The organism is Stenotrophomonas sp. Br8, from assembly GCF_014763005.1.
In the GTDB taxonomy this organism is placed as follows: domain Bacteria; phylum Pseudomonadota; class Gammaproteobacteria; order Xanthomonadales; family Xanthomonadaceae; genus Stenotrophomonas; species Stenotrophomonas lactitubi.
On the sequence record NZ_JACGTN010000016.1, the window covers coordinates 187,960 to 199,133 of the forward strand.

General features: G+C 68.2%; 10 protein-coding genes. 1 reads left to right on the plus strand and 9 read right to left on the minus strand.

The window, feature by feature from the left end; genetic code table 11:
• Window positions 1–2: 2 nt before the first annotated feature.
• From H3005_RS14950 to H3005_RS14985, 8 genes are all read right to left on the minus strand, one after another.
• Window positions 3–2,081 (minus strand): tetratricopeptide repeat protein, encoded by a 2,079-nt coding sequence (locus H3005_RS14950; protein ID WP_100554348.1) that lies wholly within the window; start codon window positions 2,079–2,081, stop codon window positions 3–5.
• Window positions 2,082–2,137: 56 nt separating this feature from the next.
• Window positions 2,138–3,172, minus strand: a complete 1,035-nt coding sequence (locus H3005_RS14955; RefSeq protein ID WP_100554514.1) for an alpha/beta fold hydrolase — start codon at window positions 3,170–3,172, stop codon at window positions 2,138–2,140.
• Window positions 3,173–3,179: 7 nt separating this feature from the next.
• Complete coding sequence (locus tag H3005_RS14960) at window positions 3,180–3,971, minus strand: lysophospholipid acyltransferase family protein (RefSeq protein WP_089241724.1); 792 nt, start codon at window positions 3,969–3,971, stop codon at window positions 3,180–3,182.
• Between the two features lie 119 nt (window positions 3,972–4,090).
• Window positions 4,091–4,525, minus strand: a complete 435-nt coding sequence (locus H3005_RS14965) for a hotdog fold thioesterase (protein ID WP_089241726.1) — start codon at window positions 4,523–4,525, stop codon at window positions 4,091–4,093.
• A 10-nt stretch (window positions 4,526–4,535) separates the two neighbouring features.
• A complete protein-coding gene (locus H3005_RS14970) occupies window positions 4,536–6,587 on the minus strand; it encodes a phospholipase D family protein (protein WP_100554346.1) in 2,052 nt (683 codons plus the stop codon).
• Entirely contained in the window at window positions 6,584–7,201 is a 618-nt protein-coding gene (locus H3005_RS14975) for a YceI family protein (RefSeq protein WP_100554345.1), read from the minus strand. The genes H3005_RS14970 and H3005_RS14975 overlap by 4 nt, the downstream gene beginning before the upstream one ends.
• Window positions 7,202–7,205: 4 nt before the next feature.
• The gene (locus tag H3005_RS14980) at window positions 7,206–7,682 is read right to left on the minus strand and encodes a histidine phosphatase family protein (protein ID WP_032977995.1); all 477 of its coding nucleotides are present in this window, start codon (window positions 7,680–7,682) and stop codon (window positions 7,206–7,208) included.
• A 37-nt stretch (window positions 7,683–7,719) separates the two neighbouring features.
• The gene (locus H3005_RS14985) at window positions 7,720–8,349 is read right to left on the minus strand and encodes a ParA family protein (RefSeq protein ID WP_100554344.1); all 630 of its coding nucleotides are present in this window, start codon (window positions 8,347–8,349) and stop codon (window positions 7,720–7,722) included.
• A gap of 123 nt (window positions 8,350–8,472) precedes the next feature.
• Here H3005_RS14985 and H3005_RS14990 point away from each other — a divergent pair, with 123 nt between their 5' ends.
• Window positions 8,473–9,957, plus strand: coding sequence for an AAA family ATPase (locus tag H3005_RS14990; RefSeq protein ID WP_100554343.1), 1,485 nt, complete (start codon window positions 8,473–8,475; stop codon window positions 9,955–9,957).
• 566 nt (window positions 9,958–10,523) lie between these two features.
• Here H3005_RS14990 and H3005_RS14995 read toward each other — a convergent pair.
• Window positions 10,524–11,159: a hypothetical protein gene (locus H3005_RS14995; protein WP_100554342.1), complete on the minus strand. Its 636-nt coding sequence runs from the start codon at window positions 11,157–11,159 to the stop codon at window positions 10,524–10,526.
• Window positions 11,160–11,174 lie beyond the last annotated feature (15 nt).

Genomic DNA, 11,174 nt, shown 5'->3' on the forward strand with positions numbered 1-11,174 from the left:
CCTCACTCTTCCGGGTAACCCAATCGCACCGCGACCGGGGTGAGCTGGGCGAAGGCGGCGCCCATCACGTCGCGATACCTGCGCCAGTGGCCGGCAGGCAGGCGCGGCGCGCCCAGCTGTGCAGCCGGCGGCATCGGACGTCCGAACACGCGGCCCAGCAGGTCGGCCATCGCATGTGCATCGTTGCCGATCTCGTCGATGCGCAGCAGCACGTGCGGATACAGATCCTCCTCGTGCAGTGCGGCGATCTGGGTCAGCGAACGCACCAGCCACTGGCCGGCTTCGGCCATCGAGGTCATCGCCAGCGGTGCAGCGGCACCATAGGCGACCCAGTCCAGCAGCATGTCGCGCGGGTCGCGCAGCACCAGCAGCAGGCGGCCCTGCGGCAGCTGCGGGCGCAATGCCCACAACAGCGCGTTGTCCCACCACAGCAGCCAGTCGATCACGGTGTCGCTTTCCAGACCGCGGGCTGGCAGGTTCTCGCGCCAACGCTCGACCAGGCGTTCCGGGCTCAGCACGCCCGACGCCAGGTCCTGCAGCGTGTTGTAGTTCTGGAAGGCATCGTCGGGTGGATTGGCGGTGTAACGGTCGCTGCGCAGTACCGGGCTGGCAGCGGCCAGGCCGGTTGCCACCCGCTCCACGCCCGAGCCCGGGGCGCCCCACAGGAAGATCGGTGCCGAGCCGCTGTCGCGCGTCGCTTCGTCGATGCTGGCCATCTCCGGCCAGCTCGGCGGTGCCTTGGCCTGCGGCGGCAGCGGCAGCCGCTGCGAGGCCTGGTCGGTCTGCAGCGCCATCCACGTACGCAGCGCTTCTTCCGGCTGCCCGGCGCGATCCTGGATTTCGCCCAGCCAGGTCCGCAGGTCGGCGCGGTGTCCCTCCGGTGCCTGCGCGATCAAGGCCTGCACGCGCTCCACGGCGGCGGCCGGGTCACGCTGCAGCAGACCCTCGACACGACGGCTTTCACCGCTGACGCGGCCCGGTTCCAGGGTGATGATGCGCTCGGCGATGGCTTCGCCCTGCTCGTGTTCACCGGCCATGTCATGCAGGCGCATGCGCGCTTCCAGCGCCGGCAGGTGGCCGGGCATCGCTGCCATCCAGCGCTCCACGGTGGCTACGGCGCCGGCACTGCCGACGTCTTCCACGGCCAGTCGTGCCAGCCACAGGTCATGCAGCTGGTCATTGCTTTCCAGAGCCTCATCCAGGCGTGCACGGGCTTCATCTTCGCGGCCCAGGCGCTGCCAGGACATCAGCAGCAGCTGCAGCACCTGGCGCTCACCCTGCAGCGATTGCAGCAGCGGCAGCAGGTGCTCCAGCGCCTGCAGCGGCTGGCCACTGCGCAGTGCCAGCTCGCCGGCCAGGCGGCGCATCGGCGGTACATCCAGCTCCGGCTGCTGCAGCGCCTGCTGCATTGCCTCGGCGGCGGCCTCGACGTTGCCCTGGCGCAATGCCAGCTGCACCACCATGCCGTGCAGCGAGGACATCTTCGGGTTCAACGCCAGCACGCGACGGAACGCCTGCTCGGCGAAGGCCAGCATGTCCTTGCCCAGATAGGCAAAGCCCAGTGCGTACAGCACGCGGGTATCGTCCGGCAGCGCCTGGCTGGCCGCCGACAGCAGGGCCAGCGCGCGGTCGGCGTCGCCACGACGCAGCGCGACCATGCCATCGATGGTCAGCAGTTCCGGATGGTCCGGCTCCAGCCGCGATGCCAGGGTCGACAGCCGCTGGGCCTCGTCGAAATCGTTGCGGCCCACCGCCAGGTGCGCCTGCATCAGGTAGGCGGGGAAGGCGTTGGGGTCCAGCCCGGTGGTGCGCAGCAGGGCTTCATCGGCGCCGTCGAACTGGCGCAGTGCCAGCAGCAGGCCGGCGTGCTGCAGGTGCAGCTGCGCGTCATCGGGCGCCAGCTGCAGCGCCTGCTGCAGCGCCTCCATTGCGGCCTCGGCCTGGCCCTGCTGCTGCAGCGCAAGCGCCAGCCAGCGGTGGGCCTCGGCCTTGCCGGGTTCGTCACGGGTCCACGCCTGGGCCAGCTGCACGGCCTGGCCGGCATCGTTCTGGCGCAACGCTTGGAGGATCTGGTCTTGCATGGCCGTCCGGTTCAAGGTCAAACCCGCATTGTAGCGGGCCGCGCGCCGGTGCCGGTTCAGCCCGGCAGGACCCGCCGCAGACGCTGTGCGACCCAGCGTTCGGAGAAACCATCGCCGCGCCAGTTTTCCAGGAAGCCACAGTGGCCGCCCCAGCAGGCGGTTTCCAGCCGCGCCTGCTGCGGCAGCTGCCAATCGCGGAAGGTCGCGTAGGGGATCACCGGATCGTCCTGCGCCATCAGGATGTCGGCAGGTACCTGCAGCGTGGACAGGCGGTTGCCGGCGATGGAATAGCCATCGAAATAGGCCTGCAACGAACCAAACGTGGTGTGCCGTTCGACCAGCCAGGCGGTCAGCGAACGGATGTCCATGTTCAGCACGCGGTCGTCGCAGTCGCTCAGTTCGGGGAACAGATCGCGCTTGCGACGCAGCGAGCCGGCCCACTTGCGGCGGAAATACCAGTCGTACATCGCCGGGCCGTTCTCGATGTTCTCCATGGTCAGCCCCGGGTCCAGCACCGGGCAGACGGCGGCCACGTGCTGCAGCGGCACGCCCGCGGCCGGCGCGCGCAGGGCCAGCCGCAGCACGAAGTTGCCACCCAGCGAATAGCCGGCCGCAACCAGCGGCAGATCGGGCCAGCGCTGGGCGACATCGCCTGCGGCATGCACCACTTCGTCGATGAGGTTGGAGTGGAAGATGCCGGGATTGAGATGATGGGTGTTGCCGTGGTCGCGGAAGTTCAGCCGCACCACGTCGAACCCCTGCTCGAGCATGCGGGCAGCGGCCATGCGCATGTAGCTGGATTCGGCGCTGCCTTCCCAGCCGTGCAGCAGCAGGGCGATGCCGCGTGGTTCGCGCCCTTCGACATGGCTGTGCCAGCCCTGCAGACGCACACCCTCGCCACCATCGAGGATCAGCTCCTCGCTGACCGCGCCGGTTGCAGCCAGCAGCAGCAGACCGCGCTGCAGGCGCATGCGGCTGGAACTGAGCATCGACTGCAGGTGCGGATTGCGCAGCCAGCGCGGCGGCTGATAGTCGGACGCGGTGAGCATCGGCGCATCAGCGTCGAGGGTCGGTGGCGGAAAAACGGCCACCATGGCCTCAGTCCCCGCTCATGGCCGCCACGATGCGCGCGCGCGAGGTCTCCGCGATGCGCCGACGGCCTTCCAGGTCCTGGGTGCCGATCGGCTCCAGGAAATGCACTTCGGTATGCCGCGCCGGCTCACCGAGCAGGCGCAGGAAATTGGCGAAGAAACTCTCGCCCGGGCCGAAGGCCACGATGGTCTGTGCATCGCCGCGCACGCCATAGACCAACGCCACCGGCTGCACCGGTACGCTGGTTTCGACTGCCGCCTGGAAGATGCGCGCGTGGAACGGGCCAACGTCGTGGCCACCACGGGTACGCCCTTCCGGGAATACGCCCACGGCCTTGCCGGCGCGCAGACGGTCGGCCATCACCTGCATCACCCCACCGAGCGATTCGGTGTTGCCACGCTGATGGAAAATGGTCTGGCCGCGCGCGGCAAGCCAACCCACCACCGGCCAGCTGGCGATCTCACGCTTGGCGACAAAGCCCATCATGCGCTGGCTGTGCAGGATGGAGATGTCGACCCAGCTGACATGGTTGGCAACGAACAGCACCGCGCCTGGCAGCGGCTGGCCGACACGCGACAGGCGGAAGCCGAAGATCCACATCAGCCCGCCCTGCCACCAGTTCACCACCTTGGCGCCGAAGGTATCGTCGCCCACACGCAGCTCGCCCCATGGCGGAAGCATGCCGATCAGGATCAGCGGCAGGAACACGGTGATGTGGACCAACAGCAGCGGTACGCGGTACAGGTAACGGCACACACGCGCCACGCCGCCGCGGGGGGCAGGAGTGGGGGAAGTCATCCGCGCACGATACCGGAGGGCTGCCATCGCTGCCAGCCGAATTCGGCCATAAGTCTCATTGACGGCGGCCATCGGCGGGGAACGCTGGGTTCCGCCGCCGTCACTGCTGCCGCCAGGGCTCAACCGTGCCCGGCCGCCACCACGGCCAGGGTCAGCCGCGAGATGCAGACCAGCCGGCCCTGCTCGTCCTCGATGCGGATTTCCCACAGCTGGGTGCTGCGGCCCACGTGCACCGCGCGCGCGGTACCGGTGACCGTCCCCGAACGCACGGCGCGTACGTGGTTGGCGTTGATCTCCAGGCCCACGCAGATCTGCTTGGCGGTATCCACGCAGAGGTTGCCGGCGCTGCTGCCCAGGGTCTCGGCCAGCACCACCGAAGCACCGCCGTGCAGGATGCCGTACGGCTGGCGGGTGCGCTCGTCCACCGGCATGGTTGCCTGCAGCCAGTCTTCGCCAGCGGCACTGAAGACGATGCCCAGGGTGCTGATGGCGGTGTTCTGGCTGAGTGCGTTGAGCTGCTCGATGGAAACGGCTTCGCGGAATACCTGGGTCATGCGGCTACCTTCAGAGGATGGGAACGAGGCCGGCGCCGAATGCGGTCAGCATGCGTACCAGCAGCCACTTCGGCCCGACATTGACCTCGGGGAAGTCGCCCACCGCGACATAGCAGCGATGGAAATCAGCGCTCTGCCGCGGCAGTGGCTGCGGACACTCCGGGCCCGGCTTGAACTCGTAGTCGGTGGCGTAGCGCCATGGCCAGAAGTCGAGGATCGGCAGCGCCTCGGACGCCTTGCCGACGCTGTAGTTCAGGCCGGACAGGACTGGCGGCTTGGCACGCGGCGCCACCGTCCAGGAGTTCTGCGGATGGGTATCGCGCAGGATGCTCTGGGCCAGCTGCTCGGCGAAGGCCGGATCGTCGATGATCACCGCGCCTTCGGTGTTGTAGTTCTCGCTGCGCGGATCGAAGTTGTGGGTACCGACCACGCCGATACGGCGGTCGACCACCAGCGACTTGGCATGCAGGCCCATGCGCGCGCCCTTGCGGGTGACCGGCAGCGGTTTGTTGACCGCCTTGCTGCCCAGGAACGACGGGCGCGTTTCGGTACGCAGCAGGCGGGTCTCGACTTCGCTGCCGGCGGCACGCCGGCGCGCACGACCGTTCTCATAGGCGCTGCCGGTACGCGGATGGATCACCCGCGGCTGCGGGTCATCCACGTCCGCAGTAGCCACCACGTCACCGCCGCCACCGGCATTGCTGCCTGCTGCGCTGCCACCGATCAGCGGATTGCGTCCGGTATCGCTGCCCGGCGCCGCGATCGGGTCGGGCAGCAGGTTGCGGTAATCGACCGGAGCATCCAGCGGGAACGGCTTGAATTCAAAAATGTTGAAGCCCAGCTCGCGCATGTTGCGCCGCTTGTACTTGTACGACAGCGCATACACGATCGGGTTGTCGGTGGCGGCCAGACTGTTGCTGGACACCACCACGCGCGGTGGCTGCGGGCGCTTGCGCAGCTCGCGGAACAGCTTCTGTGCCGGCTTGGACAGCACCAGGTAGGGCGTCTGCAGGATCACTTCGTGCTGCGCACTGGAGATCAGTGCATCCAGCTGCGGCTCGGTGACATGCTGCCCGGCCAAGGGTGCGTCGGCGCGCTCGCGGCGATGCTTGCGCGGCAGATCGGCCACATAGCGCACCGAGGCGACCGGCAAGGCGGTGTCCACGAACGAACGGGTGACGAAGTCGACGTCGTTGGCTTCCTCGCTGACCCGCTCCACCCGCTCGGGCCTGCGGAACTGCGCGGGCGGCAACACCGGCACGCCCTGCTTGAGCAGGGTACGGCCGACATCGTTCAGGCGCTCGGCCGGTACGCTGCGCTGCGCGCGCCAGAAGGCATCGAAGTTGGCCGCCATCGCGCGTGCTTCGGGGCCGGCGATCAGCACGTCCCGGTCGCGGAAGTTGTATTCGCGGTCCCAGTCGTAATAGTCGTCCTGGTAGTTGCGCCCACCGACCACGCCGATCGCATCGTCAACCACCAGCAGCTTGTTGTGCATGCGCTGGTTGAAGCGGCGGAAGCAGCACAGCACGCTGCCGGCATAGTCGAAATAGTTCAGCCGGGCCTTGCCGAACGTCGGGTTGTAGACCCGCAGCTGGAAGTTCTGGTGGGCGCCGGCCAGTGCGCCGAGGATCTGCAGGTCGGAGATCGCCGAAAGCTGGTCGATCAGCAGCCGTACCTTCACCCCGCGCCGCGACGCCGCCAGCAGCTCGTCGATGACCAGGCGGGCGCTGTCGTCCTTGTCGAAGATGTAGGTCTGCAGGTCGATGCTGCGGGTGGCGCTGCGCAGCAGGTTCAGGCGCGCGACCAGCGCGCCTTCGCCCTCGTCCAGCAGGGTGGCATAGTGCCGCGGCTGTTCCGGGGTCGATTCGCTGAACGCCCGGCCGGCCAGGGCCCGCAGGGGCGAGTCCAGCGCGCAGCGGTCGGCCTGCTGGCAATCCACCTGGGTCGAGCGCGCCTGTACGGCGATCGCCTCGGCGCGATCACGCTGGGCATGCGACAGCGACGCGCAGCCGCTGCCCAGCAACACGGTTGCCAGCACCAGTACACGCAGCAATGGATTCACGGTTTCGACGCCTCGCTGAGACGTGCACGCAGTACGAAAGTCACTCGGTCACTCAAGGCAAGCTGCCAGCTGTCCATGCCGTACCGGCCTCGTTGCACGGTACCGCGGCTGACGACGTCGCAATCATAGCCGGGTCGGGCACATTCCGCTTTCTCGACCTTGAGCGTCTCCGGATGGCTGACGCCGCGCAGGGTCAGCCGGCCATCGATGTCGCCACCGTCGGCGACCGTCTCCGGCCAGTACGGCAGCGAGTCGAACTCGACGAAGGGGTAACGACCGGCGTCGAAGAACTCGGGGCCGCGCATCCAGCCGGTATAGCGTTCCTTGCCGGGGATCTCCACGGTGCGGGTGAACATCTTCAGGTGGACCTGGTGACGGCCATCGGACAGCACCTCGATGCGCCCCTCGAACCGCGGGAACACGCCCTCGATACGCTGGCCGAAGCGGGTGCGGACTTCAAAGCCGATCTGCGAGCGCACCACATCCAGCTGCAGCGTACGCGGCGACTCGGCCACGACCGCCGGCAGCGCGGTCGGTGGCGGTGCAGCGGCCCAGGCCGGGCCGATCGCCAGAACGACTGGCAGCAGGCAGCGGCCCGGCAACGCCAACCTCATCGGCTCACGGCCACCAGAAGGCATTCAGGCTGGCCACGCCCGGCTCGATCGTTGCCTCGCGGGCGAAACCGAGCACGGCCACGCCGCCGGGCGGCATGCCGCGGTAATCACTGCTGGTGCCATCGGTCATCAACGCCACCAGCTGCTCCAGCCCGGGGTTGTGGCCGACGATCAGCACCCGGTCCAGGTCACGGCGCTCGTCCACCAGCGCCGCCAGGGTGCCGGGGGTGGCCTCGTAGATGCGGTCTTCCAGGCGCTTTTCGACATAGCCGATGGCCGCCATCACCGCTTCCAGGGTTTCGCGGGTCCGTCGCGAGGGGGAACACAGCACGCAGTCCGGCAGCAGGTTGTTCTCCTTCAGCCACTTGCCGGCGGCTTCGGCTTCGGCGAGCCCCACCGGCGACAACGGCCGGTCGAGGTCGGCCTGGCCGGTAGTGGCAGGTTCGGCGTGGGCGTGGCGGAGCAGGATCAGTTCGCGCATTGCGGGATTCCAATAAAGGGATGGAGACCTACGGCTCTTACAGTTTCAGCCAGGACAACAGGGGTTCCCAGTCGGCCTGGTGCTCGCGCACCTGGGCGGAGCGGTAATCGAAAAGACTGCGACCCAGGCCGGTCATGACCACATAGCTCTGGCTGTCGCGCAGTTGGGCGACCACCGGATAGGGCCAGTCACCCAGCATCTGCAGGGCCTGCTGCGAGGTCTGGGTCCAGGGCTTGGTGCGGTTCAGCACCAGCCCGACCGGCAGCTTGCGGCTGTGCACGCGGGGCACCTGGGCGAGGCTGTTGAGGAAGCCAACGATGGCTTCGATGTCCAGTGCCGAGGGCAGCACCGGCACCACCACGGCATCGGCAGCGTCGAGGAAATGCGGGATATCGTCGGCCAGTGCGCCGGCCGGTGCATCGATCACCACGGTATCGGTACCGTCGGGCAGCTTCTGCACCCATTGCTTCTTGCGGTACACATCGATCGGCAGCACCGCGCTTTCCAGCCCGGCCCGGCGCTGTGCCCAGCGCGTGCTGGAGCCCTGCGGGTCGGCATCGGCGATCACCGTGGCCTTGCCTTGCAATGCCGCGTACGCGGCCAGGTGGGTGGCGATGGTGGTCTTGCCCACCCCGCCCTTGGAACCGGCCACCAGGATCGTCTTCATGCCAGCCTCGCTTCCGGGTACGTGCCCCGAGCGTACACCGCCGATGGTGACGGAAGGTAGAGCCGTGCTGAACCAGCGCCCCCGGCCTTTGCTATCGTGGCGCCCCCGAAGGACCGAACCGCCATGAGCGAACTGCAGGACCTGAGCGCACTGATCCGCGCCAACACGCCGTTGATCGTGGTCGAGACCCAGGATGAGGGTCGCATCGTCGAGCTGTTCCGGCAGACGCTGATGCATGTCTGGCGGGCCCTGCACCGCTGGTCGATCACCGAGGGCCTGCGCCGCATCGACCTGGAGCGCGAGGACGAGCCGGTCGGCCCGCCCGACGCCAGCGCCGCACTGCAGATGATCCGCCAGGCCGACCAGCGCGGGGTGTACCTGCTGCTCGATTTCCACCCCTACCTGGGCTATGCCAGCCACCAGCGCGCGCTGCGTGACCTGATCCAGCGCCGCCACAGCGAACCGCACGTACTGGTGCTGATCGGCGCCAAGGTGGAACTGCCGGCCGAACTGGAAGCGCTGGCGGTGCGCTTCAACCCGCGCCTGCCCGACGCCAATGCACTGCTGAAGATGCTGCGCGAAGAAGCCGATGCCTATGCACGCGAACACGGCGGGCGCCGGGTGGAAGTGGACAGCGAGGCGGTCAAGAAGATCCTGAAGAACCTGCAGGGCCTGAGCCTGGTCGATGCGCGGCGCATCGCGCGGCAGCTGATCTATGCCGATGGCGCGCTGCGCGACGACGACCTGCCACAGCTGGCGCGGCTGAAGTTCGAGCTGCTCAACCGCAGCGGCCACCTGTTCTTCGAGCACGACAGCGCCCGTTTCGGCGACGTGGCCGGGGCCAACCGGCTGAAGCGCTGGATCAACCAGCGTCGCGTCGCCTTCATCGCCGGCTCGGCACCGGCCGGGCTGGACCCGCCACGCGGCATGCTGCTGCTGGGCGTGCAGGGCTGCGGCAAATCGATGCTGGCCAAGGCCACCGCCGCCGGCTTTGGCGTGCCGCTGCTGCGTCTGGACGTGGGCGCGCTGTACAACAAGTACCACGGCGAGACCGAAGCCAACCTGCGCCAGGCGCTGGCCTCGGCCGAGCAGCTGGCGCCATGCGTGCTGTGGATGGATGAGATCGAAAAGGGCCTGGCCACCGGCACCGAGGATGGCGGCGTGTCGCGCCGCGTGCTCGGCTACCTGCTGACCTGGATGGCCGAGCGCAAGGCGCCGGTGTTCATCGTGGCCACCGCCAACCAGGTACACGAGCTGCCGGCCGAGCTGCTGCGCAAGGGCCGCTTCGACGAGATCTTCTTCGTCGACCTGCCCTCGGCCGATGTGCGCGTGGAACTGCTGCGGCTGCATCTGGGGCGGCGCCAGCTCAATGCCGACGACTTCGCGCTGCCGGCACTGGCAGCGGCGGCCAACGGGTTTTCCGGTGCGGAGATCGAGCAGGCGATCGTGGCGGGGCTGTATTCGGCGCATGCCGAAGGCCGGCCACTGGATACCGAGCTGCTGATGGGCGAGATACGCACGTCGCGGCCGTTGTCGGTGTTGATGGCCGAGCAGGTGGCGGCGTTGCGGGAGTGGGCGTCGGGGCGCACGGTGTCCGCGGACGACTGAGGGTTTCCTGCGAACGGCACAGCCCCTCGTGGGTGGTCGCTGAAGGCGCCAGCTGTGGGTTGGCCGGGCGGATAGGCTGCGCAGGGGTCGCTGCAAGTACGTCCATGTAAGCTCGGTCGCCGCATCCATGCGGCTCACGCCCCTGCGCAGCCTACCCGCCCGGCCACGGACAGTTTCCGTGGGCGGCCAGCCACGGAAAAGAAAAAAGAAGAGCAAAAGCAAAAGCGGTTGGCTGGCCACTTTTTGTAGCGCCGAGCCCACGCTCGGCCGCATTCCGATCAGATATCGATCATTCGATTCCAATGCATATTCATCCACGCATGGCGTGGATCTGCGTGTCGACCAAGGTCGACACCTACCAACAGCACCAGGAACCTGTCGAAGGTGGGGCACTGTGGGCTTGCGGGGTGTGAGCGCCATGGATGGCGCGACCAAGCCCCCATGGATGGGTTCACGGCGGCCCCGCAAACCCACAGTGCCCCGCCATCCCCCAGCAAACCGCTTTGGCTTTGGGCTTTGGCAGTTGCCTCTGCAGGTGCCGGGTGCAACCCGGCCGAACCCCAACCTCAGGGCCAGGCCGGTGGCACGGCCGCCCAGGCCTGCTGTACTTCGGCCAACGTCGCGCGTTCGTCATCGCGCCAGCCCGGCAACAGCTGCGCGTAACGACTGCTGTCGCGCCATTGCCCCGGCTCGGTCCGTACGGCAGCGGCGTACCACTTCACCGCCTCCTGCTGCTGTCCGGCCCGCCACAGCGCCAGCGCATAGCTCGGCGGCACCCAGCCGGGATTGCTGCGCAGGGTGCCGGCAGCGGCCTGCCACTGCTCCAGCGCGGCCAACGCCTGGCCCTGCCGCAACAGGTCCCAGCCATAGTTCCAGCGTACGCTGCGGCCCAGCGCGCTCTGCACCGGCGCTTCGGCCAACGCCTCGCGATAGAGCTTGTCGCCCAGTTCCGCGCGCCCCTGCGCAATGGCCACCGACGCCAGCTGCGCCGTAGCTTCCAGCCCCTTGCGGCCACGCTCGCGGTGCTTCAGCAGCTGTGCCACCAGGTCTTCGCCTTCACCCTGCACCACTATGATCGGCGCGGCGGCGGCGTCGCTGTCGAAATAGAACTCCTGCGGTGCCGGCAATGCCGGCGCGGCCCACGCAGTGGCCGCTCCCGAGACCAGCAACACGCCGGCCAGGAACTGTCCTGCAACTGACATCCAGATTCCCCCAAG

Coding starts and splice junctions, on each gene's coding strand:
- H3005_RS14950 (WP_100554348.1), bottom strand. CDS start 2,081: ATGCAAGACCAGATCCTCCAAGCGTTGCGCCAGAACGATGCCGGCCAG.
- H3005_RS14960 (WP_089241724.1), bottom strand. CDS start 3,971: ATGACTTCCCCCACTCCTGCCCCCCGCGGCGGCGTGGCGCGTGTGTGC.
- H3005_RS14965 (WP_089241726.1), bottom strand. CDS start 4,525: ATGACCCAGGTATTCCGCGAAGCCGTTTCCATCGAGCAGCTCAACGCA.
- H3005_RS14975 (WP_100554345.1), bottom strand. CDS start 7,201: ATGAGGTTGGCGTTGCCGGGCCGCTGCCTGCTGCCAGTCGTTCTGGCG.
- H3005_RS14980 (WP_032977995.1), bottom strand. CDS start 7,682: ATGCGCGAACTGATCCTGCTCCGCCACGCCCACGCCGAACCTGCCACT.
- H3005_RS14985 (WP_100554344.1), bottom strand. CDS start 8,349: ATGAAGACGATCCTGGTGGCCGGTTCCAAGGGCGGGGTGGGCAAGACC.
- H3005_RS14990 (WP_100554343.1), top strand. CDS start 8,473: ATGAGCGAACTGCAGGACCTGAGCGCACTGATCCGCGCCAACACGCCG.
- H3005_RS14995 (WP_100554342.1), bottom strand. CDS start 11,159: ATGTCAGTTGCAGGACAGTTCCTGGCCGGCGTGTTGCTGGTCTCGGGA.